Raw genomic sequence first — 19,872 nt, forward strand, 5'->3', positions numbered from 1 at the left:
GCAAATGTTCTGTTTATTCATACGGCAGCAATCCGGCCTGGATGCAGACTGACAGAAGATAAACGCGAACAGGCAGCACTGCAAAGTGCCGCCTGCGCGCTCAACAGCATAGAGGCAACCCGGCGACTTATTCGCTGGAAAGCAGGTCCATGGTGTGTTTATCCATCATTTCCAATGCACGGCCACCGCCGCGAGCAACGCAGGTCAGCGGGTCTTCGGCAACGATCACCGGCAGACCGGTTTCCTGGGCCAGCAATTTGTCCAGGTCACGCAGCAAGGCGCCACCACCGGTCAGTACCAGGCCACGTTCGGCGATATCGGAAGCCAGCTCCGGAGGCGATTGCTCCAGGGCGCTTTTCACGGCCTGAACGATGGTTGCCAGGGACTCTTGCAGAGCTTCCAGCACTTCGTTGGAGTTCAGGGTGAATGCGCGTGGAACGCCTTCGGCCAGGTTACGGCCGCGAACGTCGACTTCGCGAACTTCGCCGCCCGGATACGCGGTACCGATTTCCTGCTTGATGCGCTCGGCGGTGGATTCACCGATCAGGCTGCCGTAGTTGCGACGTACGTAGGTGATGATCGCTTCGTCGAAGCGGTCGCCGCCCACACGTACGGATTCGGCGTAAACCACACCGTTCAGGGAGATCAGCGCGATTTCAGTGGTACCGCCACCGATATCCACGACCATCGAACCGCGAGCTTCTTCAACCGGCAGGCCGGCACCGATCGCAGCGGCCATTGGCTCTTCGATCAGGAACACTTCACGGGCACCGGCGCCAAGGGCCGACTCACGGATGGCACGACGCTCAACCTGGGTGGATTTGCATGGAACGCAGATCAACACGCGTGGGCTAGGCTGCAGGAAGCTGTTTTCGTGAACCTTGTTGATGAAGTACTGCAGCATTTTTTCGCACACGCTGAAGTCGGCGATCACACCGTCTTTCATCGGACGAATGGCAGCAATGTTGCCCGGCGTACGACCCAGCATGCGCTTGGCTTCGGTGCCGACAGCAACGACACTTTTCTGGTTACCGTGTGTCCGAATGGCCACAACGGAGGGCTCATTCAGGACGATACCGCGCTCGCGCACGTAAATAAGGGTGTTGGCAGTGCCCAGGTCAATGGAAAGATCGCTGGAAAACATGCCACGCAGTTTCTTGAACATGGGAAAGGGACCCTAGGCAACGCGTGGGTAAAAAAGTGCGGCAAACTCTAACAACGACAGGGATTTTGGGCAAGGCGCCAATATGTTAAATTGGCCGCTTTTCTGTGCACCAAGCCCCACAATCGCGGCCTTATGACCGTAGAAGTGCGGTAGTGTTCCGACAATCTAACACACGGACGCCGTCCGTTTTGTTTTCCACTGGAGAATCCCAATGGCGCTTGAACGCTCCGACGTGGAAAAAATCGCTCATCTGGCCTGCCTTGGCCTCAATGATGCCGATCTTCCACACATCACTTCGGCCCTTAACAGCATTCTCGGGCTGGTCGACGAAATGCAGGCGGTCAATACCGATGGTATCGAACCGCTGGCCCACCCACTGGAAGCCAGCCAGCGCCTGCGCGCAGACGTCGTGACCGAGACCAATCACCGCGAGGCCTACCAGTCCATCGCACCAGCGGTCGAAAACGGCCTGTACCTGGTTCCGAAAGTCATCGACTAATAGGGAAAGAGCCTGCAATGCATCAATTGACTCTGGCCGAGATCGCCCGCGGACTCGCCGATAAAAAGTTTTCCTCCGAAGAGCTGACCAAGGTCCTGCTGGCGCGCATCGCCCAGCTTGATCCGCAGCTCAACAGTTTCATCAGCCTCACCGAGGACCTGGCGCTCACGCAGGCGAAAGCCGCTGATGCACGCCGCGCCAATGGTGAGAGCGGCGCCCTGCTCGGCGCGCCGATCGCCCACAAGGACCTGTTCTGCACCCAGGGCATTCGCACCAGCTGCGGCTCGAAGATGCTCGACAACTTCAAGGCGCCGTACGACGCCACTGTCGTCGCCAAGCTGGCCGCTGCCGGCGCCGTGACCCTGGGCAAGACCAACATGGACGAATTCGCCATGGGTTCGGCCAACGAGTCGAGCTACTACGGCGCGGTGAAGAACCCGTGGAACCTGGAACACGTACCGGGCGGTTCGTCCGGCGGTTCGGCGGCGGCGGTTGCCGCTCGTCTGTTGCCTGCGGCCACCGGCACCGACACTGGCGGCTCCATTCGTCAGCCGGCCGCATTGACCAACCTCACTGGCCTGAAACCGACGTACGGTCGCGTATCGCGCTGGGGCATGATTGCCTACGCCTCCAGCCTCGATCAGGGTGGCCCGTTGGCGCGCACTGCCGAAGACTGCGCGATTTTGTTGCAAGGTATGGCCGGCTTCGATCCGAACGACTCCACCAGCATCGATGAGCCCGTGCCGGACTACAGCGCCAGCCTCAACGGCTCGCTGCAAGGCCTGCGTATCGGTGTGCCGAAAGAGTACTTCAGCGCCGGTCTCGACCCGCGCATTGCCGACCTGGTCATGGCCAGCGTCGAAGAGCTGAAAAAGCTCGGCGCCGTGGTCAAGGAAATCAGTCTGCCGAACATGCAGCACGCGATTCCTGCGTACTACGTGATCGCCCCGGCGGAAGCGTCCTCCAACCTGTCGCGTTTCGACGGCGTACGTTTCGGCTACCGTTGCGCAGACCCGAAAAACCTGGAAGACCTGTACAAGCGCTCCCGTGGCGAAGGTTTCGGGACAGAAGTGCAACGCCGGATCATGGTCGGTGCCTACGCCCTGTCCGCCGGTTACTACGACGCCTACTACCTGAAGGCGCAGAAGATTCGTCGCCTGATCAAGAACGACTTCATGGCCGCCTTCAATGAGGTCGACATCATCCTCGGCCCAACCACGCCGAACCCGGCCTGGAAGCTTGGCGCCAAGAACAGCGACCCGGTCGCTGCGTACCTGGAAGACGTCTACACCATCACCGCCAACCTCGCAGGCCTGCCCGGCCTGTCGATGCCGGCCGGTTTTGTCGACGGCCTGCCGGTCGGCGTGCAATTGCTCGCTCCGTATTTCCAGGAAGGTCGCCTGTTGAACGTTGCCCACCAGTATCAGTTGAACACTGACTGGCACACCCGCACCCCAACCGGCTTCTGAGGAGACACACATGCAATGGGAAGTCGTGATCGGGCTGGAGATTCATACCCAGCTCACCACCCGGTCGAAAATCTTTTCCGGTAGTTCCACCACCTTCGGTTCCGAGCCGAACACCCAGGCCAGCCTGGTAGACCTGGGCATGCCGGGCGTATTGCCGGTGCTGAACCAGGAAGCGGTACGCATGGCGGTGATGTTCGGTCTGGCGATTGACGCCGAGATCGGCCAGCACAACGTGTTCGCCCGTAAAAACTACTTCTACCCGGATTTGCCCAAGGGCTACCAGATCAGCCAGATGGAGCTGCCGATCGTCGGCAAGGGCCACCTGGACATCGCCCTCGAGGACGGCACGGTCAAACGTGTCGGCATCACCCGCGCGCACCTGGAAGAAGACGCCGGCAAGAGCCTGCACGAAGAATTCAGCGGCGCCACCGGCATCGACCTGAACCGTGCCGGCACACCGCTGCTGGAAATCGTCTCCGAGCCGGACATGCGCAGCGCCAAGGAAGCCGTGGCCTACGTCAAGGCGATCCACGCCCTGGTGCGTTACTTAGGGATTTGCGACGGCAACATGGCCGAAGGTTCGCTGCGTTGCGACTGCAACGTCTCGATCCGTCCGAAAGGCCAGGCCGAGTTCGGCACCCGCTGCGAGATCAAGAACGTCAACTCGTTCCGCTTCATCGAGAAGGCGATCAACAGCGAAATCCAGCGTCAGATCGAATTGATCGAAGACGGCGGCAAGGTGATCCAGCAGACCCGCCTGTACGACCCGAACAAGGACGAGACCCGTCCAATGCGCAGCAAAGAGGAAGCCAACGACTACCGTTACTTCCCCGATCCGGACCTGTTGCCGGTGGTCATCGAAAACTCGTTCCTCGACGACGTGCGCGCCACCCTGCCGGAATTGCCACCGCAAAAGCGCGAGCGCTTCCAGGAGCAGTTCGGTCTGTCGGTCTACGACGCCAGCGTACTGGCCACCAGCCGCGAGCAAGCCGATTACTTCGAGAAAGTCGCGAGCATCGGCGGCGACGCCAAACTGGCGGCGAACTGGGTGATGGTCGAGTTGGGCAGCCTGCTCAACAAGCAAGGCCTGGACATCGAAGAGTCGCCGGTTTCCGCCGAGCTTCTGGGCGGCATGCTGCTGCGCATCAAGGACAACACTATCTCCGGCAAGATCGCCAAAGTGGTGTTTGAAGCGATGGCCAACGGCGAAGGCAGCGCAGACGAGATCATCGACAAGCGCGGCCTCAAGCAAGTGACCGACACCGGCGCCATCTCGGCGGTGCTGGACGAAATGCTCGCGGCCAACGCCGAGCAGGTCGAACAATACCGCGCGGCAGACGAAGCCAAGCGCGGCAAGATGTTCGGCTTCTTCGTCGGTCAGGCCATGAAAGCCTCCAAAGGCAAGGCCAACCCGCAACAGGTCAACGAACTGCTCAAAAGCAAGCTCGAAGGCTGATGAGAATGGAGCCAGCCCGACTCACTGGCTCCATTCCCCTGTGGGAGCGGGCTTGCTCGCGAATGCGGTTCGGCACTCAATTCAATGTTGACTGTCAGAATGCATTCGCGAGCAAGCCCGCTCCCACATTTGTTTTTTGGAACACCCAAATGAAACGTCTGCTCGGCGCCTGCGCCCTCCTCTCGTTCCTGGCCGGTTGCGCCAGCACCGACACCGTCGATCCGCATGGCTACGACAAAACCGGCGTGGCTTCGTACTACGGCGCCAAACACCAAGGCAAACGCACCGCCAACGGCGAGCGTTTCAACATGAATTCCATGACCGCCGCCCATCGCCAGCTACCCTTCGGTACACGGGTGAAGGTCACCAATCTGAATAACGACAAATCCTGCGTGGTGCGCATCAATGATCGCGGGCCGCACACCCGGGGCCGCCTGATCGACCTGTCCAAGGAAGCCGCCGAGCGCCTGGGCATGCTGCGCAGCGGCACCGCGCGGGTTCGCGTGCAAGCCCTCGACGACTGACCGATGGAGCCCCGACCATTTTCGGATTAGCCGATTTACCCCTGATCAGCGTGATCGAATTGCTCAGCGGATTGCTCCTGCTGATTGTCGGCGCCGAATTGATGGTGCGCGCCGCCGTACGCATCGCCGCGCGGTTGCACGTACGACCGCTGATCATCGGCCTGACCATCGTCGCCCTCGGCAGCAGCGCACCGCAGATGGCGGTCAGCCTGCAAGCGACCCTGGCGCACAATGCCGACATCGCCGTCGGCAGTGTGATCGGCAGCAGCATTTTCAACATCCTCGTCACCCTCGGGTTGTCTGCGCTGATCATTCCGCTGCGGGTTTCCCGACAATTGGTGCGCCTGGATATTCCGTTGATGATCGGCGCCAGCCTGTTGGTGTTCGTACTCGCCTGGAATGAAGAACTGACCCGGGCCGACGGCGTGATGTTGCTGACGGCGCTGGCGATTTACCTGGGCTTGTTACTGCGTCAGTCGCGACACTCGGCACGCCCGGTATCGAGCCATGATCACAACGGCCAGGCGTCATGGCTGAGCAGCCTGCTGATGATCGTCGCCGGACTGGCGATGCTGGTGTACGCCGGACACTTGCTGCTGGGGGCAGCCGTTGCGGTCGCTACCGACCTTGGGCTGTCGGAGCGGATCATCGGCCTGACCATCGTCGCCGTCAGCACCTCACTGCCTGAGCTCGCCACTTCGTTGATCGCGGCTATACGCGGCGAACGCGATATTGCCGTGGGCAACGTGATTGGCAGCAACCTGTTCAACCTCTTGGGCGTGCTCGGCTTTACGGCGCTCGTGGCACCGTCACCGCTGTCGGTGTCGCCCAACGCCCTGGATTTCGACCTGCCGGTGATGCTCGGCATCGCGGCGCTGTGCCTGCCGGTGTTCTACTCCGGCTATCGGGTGACCCGCGCCGAAGGTCTGCTGTTTCTGGGTTTGTACCTGGCGTATGGGCTGCACGTGGTGTCGTTCACCACCGGCATGCCACTGGCCGGCAAGCTGGAACACTTGATGCTGTTATTCGTCCTGCCGGCGCTGGTAGCGTTTTTGCTGTTCACGTCACTACGCGCCTGGCGTCGCCAACACCATAAGAAGGAAGCCCCATGACCGAGAATAAAAAACCCGGCGTTGAAGTCCGCCGCCAAGTGATGGGCGACGCCTTCGTCGACCGCGCACTGGGCAACGCCACCGAGTTCACCCAGCCGCTGCAGGACTTCGTCAATGAACACGCCTGGGGCGGCGTGTGGAATCGCGAAGGTCTGCCGCTGAAAACCCGCAGCCTGATCACCCTTGCCGCCCTGACCGCACTCAAGTGCCCGCAGGAGCTGAAAGGTCACGTACGCGGTGCGCTGAACAACGGCTGCACTGTGGATGAAATTCGCGAAGCGCTGCTGCATTGCGCGGTGTATGCCGGTGTGCCGGCGGCGATCGATGCGTTTCGGGCGGCGCAGGAAGTGATCGACAGTTACCAGAAGCCAGAGTGAATCAAAGAAATTCAGGCTGCCTGATCTGGCGCCATCGCGAGCAAGCTCGCTCCCACAGGGGGTCTTCGGTGTGAATAGAATTTGATCAACAACAAAGAAACCTGTGGGAGCGAGCTTGCTCGCGATGAGGCCCTAAAGCGCAGCGACAATCCGGAAGCTAAATCCACCCACCCCACTGCAACAAAAAGATCCCGATATTGGTGGTCACCGCCGCCATCAACGTGGTGATCACGATGATGGCGGCCGCGAGTTCATGATTGCCATCCGCCGCCCGGGCCATGACGAAACTGGCCGCCGCTGTCGGGCTGCCGAAGTACAAAAACAGAATCCCCAGCTCCGCACCACGGAAGCCCCAGAGCCACGCACCGAGTGTCGCCAGGATCGGCAGACCGAGCATTTTCACCAGGCTCGAACTGAACGCCATCGAACCGCTTTTGCGCAGCGCCGCCAGCGACAGCGTGCCGCCGATGCAGATCAGCGCCAGCGGCAACGTGGTTTGCGCCAGGTACTGGCCGGAGGTTTCCAGCCAGCCGGGCAAGCCGATCTTGAAATAGGCGAATGGTGCAGCCGCAATCACGCTGATGATCAGCGGATTGCTGAACACGCTTTTGCAGATGCTCCACGGATCGGACTTGATCACCGGGCTGTACACCGCCAGCACAATGGTCGAAAGGGTGTTGTAGAACAAGATCACCAGCGCCGCCAGGATCGCTCCGAGGGAAATCCCGTAGTCGCCGTACATGCTTGCCGCTAGCGCCAGGCCAATGACCCCGTTGTTACCGCGAAAGGCACCTTGGGTGTAGATCCCCCGATCTTCCCGCGGGCACTTCCAGATCGCCCAAACCCAGGCGATGGCAAAACACACCAGGGTCGCAAGGGAAAAATAGATCAGCAGCGCAGGCTGCAACGCCGCGTGCAAGTCGGCATGCAGGATGCCCAAAAACAGCAACGCCGGCATGGTGACGTTGAACACCAATGCTGACGCGGTGTGGATGAAATTGTCGTTGATCCAGTCGATGCGCTTGAGCAGCACCCCCAGAAACAGCATGACGAACACCGGCGCGGTGATGTTCAGGGTTTCGAGGAAAATTGCCAGCATGCCGGGAGGACCTTGGGGTGGGCGTCGTTAGGGGGCTAATGATAAGCCACTGAAGACTTCGGCGCCTGCTGGATCGCCTTCGTGAGCAAGCCCGCTCCCACATTTGATCAGTGTCGAACACAAAACCTGTGCACGGCGAAAATCCAGTGTGGGAGCGGGCTTGCTCGCGAAGCAGGCGACTCGGTCTTAAGTGATCGGCGCCGGATTGAACAGGGTGATGTCGTTATGCAGTTTGTGCTGCTCGGCCCACGTCTGCTTCTTGCCGCTCGCCACGTCCAGATAGTAGTGGAACAACTCCCAGCCAAGATCTTCGATGGACGCGCGGCCGGTGGCAATGCGCCCTGCGTCGATGTCGATCAGGTCCGGCCAGCGTTGCGCCAGTTCGGTCCGGGTAGAGACCTTCACCACCGGCGCCATGGCCAGACCGTAAGGCGTGCCACGACCGGTGGTGAACACGTGCAGGTTCATCCCCGCCGCCAACTGCAAGGTCCCGCAGACAAAGTCGCTGGCCGGGGTCGCGCAGAAGATCAGGCCTTTGCGCTTGAATCGCTCGCCAGGGCCAAGCACGCCGTTGATCGCGCTGCTGCCGGACTTGACGATCGATCCCAGGGATTTCTCGACAATGTTCGACAACCCGCCCTTCTTGTTGCCCGGCGTGGTGTTGGCGCTGCGATCCGCCTCGCCCTTGGCCAGGTAGCGGTCGTACCAGTCCATTTCCCGCACCAGTTCCTGAGCGACGTCCTGGTTTTCCGCGCGGGAGGTCAGCAGATAAATCGCATCGCGCACTTCGGTGACTTCGGAGAACATCACCGTCGCACCGGCCCGCAGCAGCAGGTCCGAGGCATATCCGAGCGCCGGGTTGGCGGTGATGCCGGAGAACGCATCACTGCCACCGCATTGCATGCCCAGGATCAACTCGGATGCCGGCACGGTTTCCCGACGACGTTGATCGAGCTTCTTCAAGCGCGTCTCGGCCAGTTCCATGATCTGCTCGATCATCTCGGTGAAGCCGTGACTGGAATCCTGCAAGCGGTACAGCCATGGCTCGCTCAAATCCACCGAGCTGTCGTTCTCGTGCATCACTTGCCCGGCCTGCAATTTCTCGCAGCCCAGGCTGATCACCAAGGCTTCGCCACCCAGGTTCGGGTTGCGTGCCAGGTTGCGCACGGTGCGGATCGGGATGTACGCGTCGGTGGCGGTGATGGCCACGCCACAGCCGTAGCTGTGGGTCAGCGCCACCACATCATCGACGTGCGGGTACTTGGGCAGCAACTCGTCCTTGATGCGCTTGACCGCATGATCCAGTACTCCGGTCACGCACTGCACGGTGGTAGTGATGCCGAGAATGTTGCGCGTGCCGACGGTGCCGTCGGCGTTGCGATAACCCTCGAAAGTGAAGCCCTCCAGCGGTGCCTGCGCGGCCGGCACGTCGGTGGACAGCGGCAGGCTGTCCAGCGGTGGCGCGGTCGGCATGCGCAGTTGATCTTCCTTGACCCAACTGCCTCGGGGAATCGGCTGCAAGGCATAACCAATGACCTGGCCATAACGAATCACCTGGCCACCTTCGGGAATGTCTTCCAGGGTGACCTTGTGGCTCTGCGGCACGAAATCCACGGTAACCAGACCGTCCGCAAACTCGGTGCCGGCCGGTACGCCCTGATCATTGACCACAATCACTACGTTGTCCCGCTCGTGCAGGCGGATGTAGCGCGGCGAGTCGGAATGTTCAATCAACTGCATGACGCCGCTCCTCAGGAATGCGCTTGAGACAATTTGCCTGGGGCTTCAGTACCGTTCGCTGGTGGCTCTTTGAGCACCACGCGCTTGATCGGGCCCACGATCACCAGGTAGCTGAACACCGCAACCAGTGCGTTGCAACCGACGAACACCAACGCCCACTTGAATGAACCGGTGGAGCTGATGATGTAACCGATCACGATTGGAGTGGTGATCGAAGCAATGTTACCGAAGGTGTTGAACAGGCCACCGCTCAGACCGGCGATCTGCTTCGGCGACGTGTCGGACACCACGGCCCAGCCCAGTGCGCCGACGCCTTTGCCGAAGAACGCCAGGGCCATGAAGCCGACGACCATCCATTCTACGTCCACGTAGTTGCACGCCACGATGCTGCTGGAAACCAGCAGGCCAGCGATGATCGGTGCCTTGCGGGCGAAGGTCAGGGAATGGCCCTTGCGCAACAGGTAATCGGAAATCACCCCGCCGAGCACACCACCGATGAAGCCGCAGATTGCCGGCAAGGACGCGATGAAACCGGCCTTGAGGATGGTCATGCCGCGCTCCTGCACCAAGTACACCGGGAACCAGGTCAGGAAGAAGTAAGTGATGCCGTTGATGCAGTACTGGCCCAGGTACACGCCGAGCATCATGCGGTTGGTCAGTAACTGGCGGATGTAATCCCACTTCGGACCGTCGGACTTCTTGCCCTTCTGGTCCATGTCGACCATGCCGCCGTTTTCGGAGATGTGCTTGAACTCAGCATCGTTGATCCGTGGGTGTTCGCGCGGGCTGTAGATCACTTTCAGCCAGACCAGCGAGAAGATGATGCCCAGGATACCCATGACGATGAACACGTGCTCCCAGCCGAAGGAATAGACGATCCAGCCCATCAGCGGAGCGAACAGCACGGTGGCGAAGTATTGCGCCGAGTTGAAGATCGCCGAGGCCGTACCGCGTTCAGCAGTCGGGAACCACGCCGCAACGATTCGGGCGTTACCAGGGAAGGACGGCGCTTCAGCCAGGCCCACCAGGAAGCGCAGCATGAACAGCGCAACCACCGCCGTGGACATGCCGAACTCACCGACGAAGCCTTGCAGCACGGTGAACAGCGACCAGGTGAAGATGCTCAATGCGTAGATTTTTTTCGAGCCGAAACGGTCCAGTAGCCAGCCGCCGGGGATTTGCCCGGCCACATAGGCCCAACCGAATGCGGAGAAGATGTAGCCGAGGGTCACGGCGTCGATGCCGAGGTCTTTTTGCAGGCTGGAGCCAGCGATTGCGATGGTAGCCCGGTCGGCGTAGTTGATTGTGGTCACCAGAAACAGCATGAGCAGGATCAAATAGCGGACGTGAGTCGGCTTCTGGGTCGGTTGCATGTAGATGTACTCCCACTGATTATTTTTATGCGGGTAATAACGGTGTTCTGTAGGAGCGAGCCTGCTCGCGATGGTCGTCAACGATGACGCTGGGCATCAGGCTGAACTTCGCGATCTCGAGACCATCGCGAGCAGAGCTCGCTCCTACAGGGGGCGCGGTATCGTTGCCAATGCCGCGGTGTTTCTTGTTACGAACCGATGTAGCTGGTCTTCACGACCGTGTAGAACTCTTGCGCATAGCGACCTTGCTCACGTGATCCATAGGATGAACCTTTACGCCCACCGAACGGAACGTGGTAATCCACACCGGCGGTCGGCAGGTTGACCATCACCATCCCGGCCTGGGAGTGGCGTTTGAAGTGGTTGGCGTACTTCAGCGAGGTGGTGGCAATGCCCGCCGACAGCCCGAACTCGGTGTCGTTGGCCATGGCCAGCGCGGCTTCGTAATCGGCGACGCGGACGATGTTGGCCACTGGGCCGAAGATCTCTTCCTGGCTGATGCGCATCGAAGCTTCGCTGTCGGCAAACAGGGTTGGCGCAAGGAAGTAACCCTCGGTGTCGCACGTCACCAGACCACCGCCGCTGACCAGACGCGCACCTTCGGACTGGCCGATGTCGATGTACTTCATGTCCTGCTCGAGTTGCGCTTGCGAGACCACCGGACCGATATCGGTACCCGCCTTCAATGCATGGCCGACCTTGATCGACTTCATGCGCTCGGCCATGGCTTCGACGAACTGGTCGTGAATCCCGGCGGTGACGATAAAGCGGCTGGAAGCCGTGCAACGCTGGCCGGTGGAGTAGAACGCGCTCTGCACTGACAACTCGACCGCTTGCTTGAGGTCGGCGTCGTCGAGAATGATCTGCGGGTTCTTGCCGCCCATTTCCAACTGGACTTTGGCCTGGCGCGATACACAGCTGACAGCGATCTGACGACCCACGCCCACGGAACCTGTGAAGCTGATGCCGTCGACTTTCGGACTGTGAACCAGCGCATCGCCCACCACGCGACCGCTGCCCATCACCAGGTTGAATACACCGGCCGGGAAGCCTGCGCGGGAGATGATTTCGGCCAGGGCCCAGGCGCAACCTGGAACCAGGTCTGCGGGTTTCAGCACGACGCAGTTGCCGTAGGCCAGGGCCGGGGCGATTTTCCATGCCGGGATGGCGATCGGGAAGTTCCACGGGGTGATCAGACCGACCACGCCCAAAGCTTCGCGAGTGACTTCAACGTTGACGCCCGGACGCACCGACGGCAGGTAGTCGCCGGACAGGCGCAGGCACTCGCCGGCGAAGAACTTGAAGATATTGCCGGCGCGGGTCACTTCGCCGATGGCTTCAGGCAGGGTCTTGCCCTCTTCCCGGGCCAGCAGGGTGCCGAGTTCTTCGCGACGGGCGAGGATCTCAGTGCCGACTTTATCCAGGGAATCGTGACGCGCCTGAATGCCGGACGTGGACCAGGCCGGGAACGCGGCACGGGCGGCGTCGATGGCAGCGTGGACCTGAGCCAGATCAGCCTTGGCGTAGTCGCCAATGGCGTCGGTCAGTTCGGACGGGTTGATGTTGGTCGAATAATCGCCACCGGCAACCCATTCGCCGTTGATGTAGTTATCGAAACGCTTTGCATCTGCCACTTTGAGATCTCCTCACGCAAAAGGCCGCTGATTGCTCAGCGGCCTTACTTGAACGGATGTGTTACTGCGCACCCTGCTTGTCGATCAGCGCGGCGAGCATTTCGTACTCTTCGCCGGTCAGATCGGTCAGCGGTGCACGCACAGGACCTGCGTCGTAGCCGGCAATTTTTGCCCCGGCCTTGACGATGCTTACGGCATAACCGGCTTTGCGGTTACGGATGTCCAGGTACGGCAGGAAGAAGTCGTCGATGATCTTGCCGACGGTGGCGTGATCTTCGCGAGCGATCGCGTGGTAGAAGTCCATCGCGGTTTTCGGAATGAAGTTGAACACCGCCGAGGAGTAGACCGGCACGCCCAGTGCCTTGTAGGCCGCGGCGTAGACTTCGGCGGTCGGCAAGCCACCCAGGTAGCTGAAGCGATCACCGAGGCGGCGACGGATCGACACCATCAACTCGATATCACCCAGGCCATCCTTGTAGCCGATCAGGTTCGGGCAGCGCTCGGCCAGACGTTCCAGCAGCGGCGCGGTCAGGCGGCAGACGTTACGGTTGTAGACCACCACGCCGATGTTGACCGACTTGCACACGGCTTCAACGTGGGCGGCAACGCCGTCTTGGCTGGCTTCGGTCAGGTAGTGCGGCAGCAGCAGCAGACCTTTGGCGCCCAGACGCTCGGCTTCCTGTGCGTATTCGATAGCCTGGCGGGTCGAACCGCCGACACCGGCCAGGATTGGCACGCTGGTGGCGCAAGTGTCGACCGCAGTCTTGATGATTTGCGAATATTCGCTGGCCGCCAGAGAGAAGAACTCACCGGTGCCGCCTGCGGCGAACAGAGCCGAGGCGCCGTATGGGGCCAGCCATTCCAGGCGCTTGATGTAACCCGCGCGATTGAAGTCGCCCTGAGCATTGAAATCGGTAACCGGGAAAGACAGCAGACCGGAAGAGAGGATGGACTTCAGTTCTTGTGGATTCATTATTCGAACACCCTGGATTGCGACGTTGTGTGAGAAAACCGTTCAGCCTGCGCTGAAGTTGTAGGTCATCGTACAACTTAAAATACAACCGTCAACTGCATTTCATCGCTGGGGGTGAAAATTGTTGGACAAGAATGTGTTTAGACCTTGTTTGATTGAGTTTCCGTGGAGGAGAACAGGGAGGATCACACCTCGAAAAACAGGTGCTCAGGAGATACGTTGTCGGAAGATATAAGCGGGTGGGGGGGGATAAGTAAAAGAGAGGCTAACTGAAGGTTTTGTGGAACGGCTTGCGGCCCCTTCGCGAGCAAGCCCGCTCCCACATTCGAATTTCTGCGAACTCACTATTTGTGAACGACGCAGATCAATTGTGGGAGCGGGCTTGCTCGCGAAGGCAATCTGTCAGCCAATACAGGACTGGAATCAGAACACTCAGCCCCGCTGCGCCTCAGCCTCTTCATGGGCATGACGCAACCGCTCACGGCTGTTGGTCAGGTGCAAACGCATGGCGGCCCGCGCCGCATCGGAATCCTGACGGGCAATGGCGTCGTAGATTTCTTCGTGCTCACGGCTCAGGCGACTCATGTAGTGCTGCTGGTCGTCATGGGCCAGGCGCGCGGAGTTCAGCCGTGTGCGCGGAATGATGCTGGTACCCAGGTGGGTCATGATGTCGGTGAAGTAGCGGTTGCCGGTGGACAGCGCGATTTCGAGGTGGAAGGCGAAGTCCGAAGCCACGGCGTCACTGGCGTGAGCGGCACTTTCATTCAACGCATCGAGGGCGGCGCGCATGTTGGCCAGTTGTTCCGGACTGCGACGTTGCGCCGCCAGCCCGGCAGACTCCACTTCCAGACTGATGCGCAGTTCCAGGATCGCCAGCACATCTCGCAGGGTTACCACAGTCGCCGGGTCGATACGGAAACCGCTCGGGCTCGGCGTGTCGAGCACGAAGGTGCCGATACCGTGGCGGGTTTCCACTTGCCCTGCCGCCTGCAAACGGGAAATCGCCTCGCGCACCACCGTGCGGCTGACACCATGGGCATCCATGATGGCCGACTCGGTGGGCAACTTGTCGCCACGCTTGAGATGACCGTCGCGGATCTGCTCCGACAGCACCGTCACCAGTTCCTGAGCGAGGCTGCGGCGCTTGCGTGGGAGGCGTGGTACGTCGTTCGGGTTTTCCATGGTGAACATCTGTCTCGAAAAAATCGGCGGCTGAAAGCGCATCATAGCGCAACGCGGTTGTACGATCACCTTACCCTGTAGGAGCGAGCCTGCTCGCGATGGAGGTTAACGATAACGCGTGCTTCCTGGATCAACGCGGCGTTTTCAAGTCCATCGCGAGCGAGTTCGCTCCTACAAGGAATCAGGGTGTTCAGGCAGTCACGGTCTGATCCACCAGATGGCCATTCTCGATACGAATGTGCCGAGGGTGGAAGCGCTTCAGACTGCTGCGATGACCGACACTGACGATGCTCAGCCCCGGCAACTCGTCGATCAGCGCCTGATAAAGCGTGGCCTCGTCTTCTTCGTCCATCGCCGAGGTGGCCTCATCCATGTACAGCCATTGCGGTGCATAAAGCAGCGCACGGGCGAAGGCCAAGCGCTGCTGCTCACCCGGCGACAACATGCGCTGCCAGTGGTTGGCTTCGTCGAGACGGGCAATCAGGTGCGGCAAGCGGCAGGTTTCCAGCACCTGCGCGTAGCGCTCGTTCGGATAGGTATCGCCGGGCTGTGGATAACTGAGGACATCACGCAGGGTGCCAATCGGCAAATACGGTTTTTGCGGCAGGAACAGGTAGCGCGCCGATGGCAGGCGAATACTGCCGTGGCCGGTCGGCCACAGATGCCCCATCGCCCGCAGCAGGGTCGACTTGCCGCTGCCGGAACGACCGCTGAGCATCACACGCTCGCCCTCCTTCACGGTCATGTCGGCGTTGGTCAGCAGGTGACGACCTTCAGCCAGGTCGAGGCCGAGGTTGTGCACCTTCAGCACCGATCCCGAATTCTGGACGTCGATGGCCGGCGCACGTTCTTCGTTGTCACGCATGGCCTGGTGGAAGCTCAACAGACGATCGCAGGTGGCGCGCCAGGAAGCGAGGCTCTGGTAGGCACTGATAAACCAGCTGAAACTTTCCTGCACATTGCCGAACGCCGAGCTGATTTGCATCAGTTCGCCCAGTTCGATCTTGCCGGAAAGGTAACGCGGGGCGGCAACCATGAAGGGGAAGATGATCGCGGCCTGGCTGTAACCAGCGGTGAAGAACGTCAGGCGCTTGGACACCTTCATGATGTCCCAGAAGTTATGCCAGACCATCCCGAAGCGGCTGCTCAACCGGCGGTTTTCGTTCGGCTCTCCGTTGTACAACGCGATGCTTTCGGCGTTCTCGCGAATTCGCACCATGGAGAAACGCAGGTCAGCTTCGAAGCGTTGTTGCTGATTGTTCAGGCCGATCAGGCGACGACCGATCAAATGCGTCAACCAGCTGCCGACCACCGCGTAAACCAGCACGCACCAGAACATGTAGCCGGGAATGGTGATGCCGAATACTTCAATACTGCCCGACACACCCCACAGGATGATCGAGAACGACACCAGGCTGACGATATTGCGCAGCAGCCCGATACCCAGCTCAAGGGTGTTGGAGGTGAAGTTGTTGAGGTCTTCGGAAATCCGCTGGTCCGGGTTATCGGTGTAACCGCCCTGCTCCAGCTGGTAGTAGTTTTTGTCACCCAGCCAGCGGGTGAAATGCTTTTCGGTGAGCCATGCCCGCCAGCGGATCGTCAGCATCTGCGTCAGGTACAGCCGATACACCGCGCCGACGATCGCCACCGCAGCAATCCCGCAGAAATACAGGATCAGCCGCCAGAATGCCTCCTCGTCCTTTTGTTGCAGCGCGTTGTAGAAATCCTTGTACCAGGTGTTGAACCACACCGAGATCCCTACGCTGATCAGCGACAGCGCAATCACGGCGATCAGCAGAGTCCAGGCTTTGACCTTCTCTTCACTGCGCCAGTAAGGCGTGATCATCGCCCACACTTTGCGAAAAAACTGCCCGCGCACAGCGTCGTTGACCGCGGAATACTCAGCGTTCTGATTCATGGATAAGGCTCGATAGAAAAAAGTACACACACGAACCGATCATAGATGATCGGTCCGGTTTTTCGCGAGATACGGCCCGCATTCGTTCAGCGCAGGTTCAGCGGCGAACGGGACGCTTCTGCAGTTTGCGCTGCAGGGTGCGGCGGTGCATGCCCAGGGCACGGGCGGTGGCGGAGATGTTGCCTTCGTGTTCGGTCAGCACGCGCTGGATGTGCTCCCACTGCAGGCGGTCCACGGACATCGGGTTTTCCGGCACCAGGCTGTCGAGGTCGGCGTGCTCGGACAGCAGCGCCGCCAGCACGTCGTCGGCGTCCGCCGGCTTGCACAGGTAGTTGCAGGCACCGCGCTTGATCGCCTCGACGGCAGTGGCAATGCTCGAGTAACCGGTGAGGATCACCACGCGCATTTCCGGGTCCATTTCCAGCAACTTGGGCAGCAGCACCAAGCCGGAATCGCCGTCCATCTTCAGGTCAAGGGCGGCGTAATCCGGCAGATCGGCCTTGGCCAGCTCCAGGCCTTCCTCGGCGGAACCGGCAGTGCTGACGCGAAAACCGCGGCGAGCCATGGCGCGGGCCATGACGCGGGTGAATGTGGCGTCGTCATCGACCAGCAACAAATGCGGCAGTTCTTCGCCTTCGACTTGGATCTCTTCACTCATGTTCGTCTCCTCGGGCGACACGGGGCAGGCGCAGCTCGGTGAGCGTGCCACCTTCCTCATGACTGTAGAGTTTCACTGAGCCGCCGGCGCGTGTCACGCTGGCCTTGCTCAAAAACAGGCCCAGGCCGAAGCCTTTGCCCTTGGTGGTAAAAAACGGCTTGCCGATTTGCTCGGCAATGGCCAGCGGCACACCGGCGCCATGGTCACGAATGCTGATGGTGAGGTTTTCCCAATCCCAGTCCAGCGTCACTTGCAGCCCTTCGGGGCAGGCATCGGCAGCGTTGTTCAACAGATTCAGCAAAGCCTGGGTCAGGTCCGGCGGCGGCGCCATCCGGGGGACCGGGCCCTGACCGAGGCGCTGGAAGCGATAACTGGCTTCCGGACGCATCAGGTGCCAGCGATTGAGGGCTTCATCAAGCCAATCGGTGACGTCCTGCATCTCCACCGCCAACCGGCGATTGGCCTCGGCGGCGCGTACCAGATGCTGCAAGGTCTCTTTACACAACTTGACCTGATCCTGCAGCACGCTCAGGTCGTCCTGCAACATCGGATCATGATGATCCTGGCGCATTTCCTTGAGTAGCACACTCATGGTCGCCAACGGCGTGCCCAGTTCATGGGCCGCACCGGCGGCCTGGGTGGCGACGGCCAGCAGTTGCTGATCGCGCAGGCCTTCTTCGCGGCGAATGGCGCGCAGCTCTTCCTGACGACGCAGCTCTTCGGCCATGCGCGCGGCGAAAAACGTGATCACCGCTGCAGCCAGGGCGAAGCTCAGCCACATTCCGTACACCTGCAGGTTTTCCCGGGCGATCGGGAAGGTTTGCAGCGGATAGAACTGCGCCAGCAACAGCGTGTACATCGTCAACGCGATACCCGACAGGATCACCGAGTAACGCCACGGCAAGGTCACGGCGGCAATGGTCAGCGGCACCAGGTAATAGGAGACGAAGGGGTTGGTCGAGCCACCGGAGAAATACAGCAATGCGCTGTGGATAAACAGATCGCAGGCCAGTTGCACGGCGTATTCGAGCTCGGTCACCGGCCACGAGGTACGCAGGCGAATGGCTGTGAACACGCACAGCAGCATTGAACATGCGAGCGTCGCCGCCAATTGAAACCAGGGCAGTGGCAGCAACTCGAGCCAGTAGGCCAGGCCAACGGAACCGGCCTGGGCGGCCAGCACCAACGTGCGGATGAACGTCAGCCGCCAGAGGTTCTGGCGAGTGGCGGAAGTGATTTGAACGGGGGCGAGCATGAGCTCTCCTGATGAGCGCTCCAGGCGGATCGCAGGGAGTATAACCAAGCGCGGGGGCTGACAGGCAAAAGTGCGGCAAACGGCCACAGTGCTACCCATAATTTCGCGGGCGATGACAACTGTGGCGAGGGGGCTTGCCCCCGTTCGGCTGCGAAGCAGTCGCAAATAGGTCGATGCGGTCTAACTGTCATTACGCGGTGCAGGTTTTGGGACTGCTGCGCAGTCCAACGGGGGCAAGCCCCCTCGCCACAGGGCCACCTGAGTTCCATCTGTATAGAAGTTGTAACTGTGCGAACCGGAACTTAAAAGCTAGAGTCTGATGGTTTCACGCAGGTCCGGACCATACCCCTGCGCACCTTTCAAGGAGCCTTCATGCACACATTCCGCCGCAGCGCCGCCCTCCTCGCCCTGAGCGTTGGCACCGTCGCCAGCCTCCCGGCCCTGGCCGCCGACGAGCTTCATTACAACCAGATTTCCCTGCGCGCCGAAGTCAGTCAGGAAGTGGCCCGCGACCTGATGATCGTGACCCTCTACACCGAAGAACAGAACACCGACCCGGCCAAACTCGCCGCCGATGTCAGCACCACCATGAACAAGGCGCTGGCCAAGGCCAAGCAAGTCAAGGACATCACTCTGCGCCAGGGCAGCCGCAACAGCTACCCGATCTATGACACCAAGGGCCAGAAAATCACCGGCTGGCGCGAGCGCGCCGAATTGCGCCTGGAAAGCCCGGACTTCGCTGCGCTGTCGAAGCTGACCGGCGAACTGCTCACCGACCTGAAAATGGGCGGCATGGACTTCGCTATCGCCACCCCGACCCGCAAGGCCAGCGAAGACGCCTTGCTCAAGGACGCCGTGACCGCCTTCAAGGCCCGCGCCCAACTGGCCACCGACGCCCTTGGCGGCAAGAGCTACAAAATCGTCAACCTGAACCTCAACAGCAACGGTTATCCACAGCCTTACATGCGCGCGCCGATGATGATGAAAGCCGCCGCCATGGACAGCGCACCGGTGACGCCGGATGTCGAGGCCGGCACCAGCCAGGTCAGCATGACCGCCGATGGCTCGATTGAAGTGCTGATGCCTTGAATCGGTAGCCCGTAAACAAAAACGGCGATCATGAAAATGATCGCCGTTTTTTTTGGCAGTTTTCAGGCATGAGCTATAACTGGATAGGTCCCCCCGAGAAAAGCCGTCGATTGGCTACTATCGGTACAACAATAACCACTCTTATTCACGCCATACCCACCCCACAATCCGGGGTATGAATAAGTAACACCCCGCCCCACGCGGGAGCAACCCGAGTCAGGAGCGCACTGTAAAAGTGCGTCATTTGCACCGTAAAAACGCCGCGCAAACGGTCAAATGCGTCAGGAATTATACAAATGCGACATTAAGGTACGTTCGTGCCACTGTTTAAGGCTTGTAGTCACTCTGG

The 19,872-nt window shown here is 60.4% G+C and carries 17 protein-coding genes; 7 read left to right on the plus strand and 10 right to left on the minus strand.

The genetic code is table 11. The features are described from left to right. Window positions 1–127: 127 nt before the first annotated feature. Complete coding sequence (gene mreB / locus KGB29_RS23640; RefSeq protein WP_002555108.1) at window positions 128–1,165, minus strand: rod shape-determining protein MreB; 1,038 nt, start codon at window positions 1,163–1,165, stop codon at window positions 128–130. 211 nt (window positions 1,166–1,376) lie between these two features. On the opposite strand from mreB, the gene gatC reads away from it, so the two are divergent. From gatC to KGB29_RS23670, 6 genes are all read left to right on the plus strand, one after another. Continuing rightward, window positions 1,377–1,664 carry an Asp-tRNA(Asn)/Glu-tRNA(Gln) amidotransferase subunit GatC gene (gene gatC / locus KGB29_RS23645; protein WP_007901429.1) on the plus strand — a complete coding sequence of 96 codons (288 nt, stop codon included), beginning with the start codon at window positions 1,377–1,379 and terminating at the stop codon, window positions 1,662–1,664. A 17-nt stretch (window positions 1,665–1,681) separates the two neighbouring features. Beyond that, on the plus strand, window positions 1,682–3,133 hold the full coding sequence (gene gatA, locus KGB29_RS23650) for an Asp-tRNA(Asn)/Glu-tRNA(Gln) amidotransferase subunit GatA (protein ID WP_057398872.1): 1,452 nt from the start codon (window positions 1,682–1,684) through the stop codon (window positions 3,131–3,133). A 10-nt stretch (window positions 3,134–3,143) separates the two neighbouring features. Continuing rightward, window positions 3,144–4,589, plus strand: a complete 1,446-nt coding sequence (gene gatB, locus KGB29_RS23655; RefSeq protein ID WP_090453075.1) for an Asp-tRNA(Asn)/Glu-tRNA(Gln) amidotransferase subunit GatB — start codon at window positions 3,144–3,146, stop codon at window positions 4,587–4,589. 149 nt (window positions 4,590–4,738) lie between these two features. Beyond that, on the plus strand, window positions 4,739–5,113 hold the full coding sequence (locus KGB29_RS23660) for a septal ring lytic transglycosylase RlpA family protein (RefSeq protein WP_154861579.1): 375 nt from the start codon (window positions 4,739–4,741) through the stop codon (window positions 5,111–5,113). A gap of 50 nt (window positions 5,114–5,163) precedes the next feature. Further along, window positions 5,164–6,225, plus strand: a complete 1,062-nt coding sequence (locus KGB29_RS23665; RefSeq protein WP_150812816.1) for a calcium/sodium antiporter — start codon at window positions 5,164–5,166, stop codon at window positions 6,223–6,225. Further along, entirely contained in the window at window positions 6,222–6,602 is a 381-nt protein-coding gene (locus KGB29_RS23670; RefSeq protein WP_046040018.1) for a carboxymuconolactone decarboxylase family protein, read from the plus strand. Before KGB29_RS23665 ends, KGB29_RS23670 begins: the two co-directional genes overlap by 4 nt. Before the next feature lie 157 nt (window positions 6,603–6,759). On the opposite strand, the gene KGB29_RS23675 is transcribed toward KGB29_RS23670, so the two are convergent. From KGB29_RS23675 to KGB29_RS23715, 9 genes are all read right to left on the minus strand, one after another. Beyond that, on the minus strand, window positions 6,760–7,701 hold the full coding sequence (locus tag KGB29_RS23675; RefSeq protein WP_150812817.1) for an AEC family transporter: 942 nt from the start codon (window positions 7,699–7,701) through the stop codon (window positions 6,760–6,762). A gap of 186 nt (window positions 7,702–7,887) precedes the next feature. Continuing rightward, window positions 7,888–9,441, minus strand: coding sequence for a galactarate dehydratase (gene garD, locus KGB29_RS23680; protein WP_057716438.1), 1,554 nt, complete (start codon window positions 9,439–9,441; stop codon window positions 7,888–7,890). An 11-nt stretch (window positions 9,442–9,452) separates the two neighbouring features. Continuing rightward, entirely contained in the window at window positions 9,453–10,814 is a 1,362-nt protein-coding gene (locus tag KGB29_RS23685; protein WP_102669068.1) for an MFS transporter, read from the minus strand. 188 nt (window positions 10,815–11,002) lie between these two features. Further along, window positions 11,003–12,448, minus strand: a complete 1,446-nt coding sequence (locus KGB29_RS23690) for an aldehyde dehydrogenase family protein (protein WP_150812819.1) — start codon at window positions 12,446–12,448, stop codon at window positions 11,003–11,005. Between the two features lie 61 nt (window positions 12,449–12,509). Beyond that, the gene (gene kdgD / locus KGB29_RS23695) at window positions 12,510–13,421 is read right to left on the minus strand and encodes a 5-dehydro-4-deoxyglucarate dehydratase (RefSeq protein WP_057716441.1); all 912 of its coding nucleotides are present in this window, start codon (window positions 13,419–13,421) and stop codon (window positions 12,510–12,512) included. Window positions 13,422–13,853: 432 nt separating this feature from the next. Further along, window positions 13,854–14,603 carry a FadR/GntR family transcriptional regulator gene (locus KGB29_RS23700; protein ID WP_178081865.1) on the minus strand — a complete coding sequence of 250 codons (750 nt, stop codon included), beginning with the start codon at window positions 14,601–14,603 and terminating at the stop codon, window positions 13,854–13,856. A 190-nt stretch (window positions 14,604–14,793) separates the two neighbouring features. Continuing rightward, a complete protein-coding gene (locus tag KGB29_RS23705; protein WP_150812820.1) occupies window positions 14,794–16,521 on the minus strand; it encodes an ABC transporter ATP-binding protein/permease in 1,728 nt (575 codons plus the stop codon). 97 nt (window positions 16,522–16,618) lie between these two features. Next, the gene (locus KGB29_RS23710) at window positions 16,619–17,179 is read right to left on the minus strand and encodes a response regulator transcription factor (protein ID WP_007973041.1); all 561 of its coding nucleotides are present in this window, start codon (window positions 17,177–17,179) and stop codon (window positions 16,619–16,621) included. After that, a complete protein-coding gene (locus tag KGB29_RS23715; protein WP_057716443.1) occupies window positions 17,172–18,434 on the minus strand; it encodes an ATP-binding protein in 1,263 nt (420 codons plus the stop codon). The genes KGB29_RS23710 and KGB29_RS23715 overlap by 8 nt, the downstream gene beginning before the upstream one ends. Before the next feature lie 372 nt (window positions 18,435–18,806). Between KGB29_RS23715 and KGB29_RS23720 the strand changes: the two genes are divergently transcribed. Next, a complete protein-coding gene (locus KGB29_RS23720; RefSeq protein ID WP_090453064.1) occupies window positions 18,807–19,523 on the plus strand; it encodes an SIMPL domain-containing protein in 717 nt (238 codons plus the stop codon). Window positions 19,524–19,872 lie beyond the last annotated feature (349 nt).

The organism is Pseudomonas sp. BF-B-30 (assembly GCF_019956305.1).
Classification (GTDB): domain Bacteria; phylum Pseudomonadota; class Gammaproteobacteria; order Pseudomonadales; family Pseudomonadaceae; genus Aquipseudomonas; species Aquipseudomonas jessenii.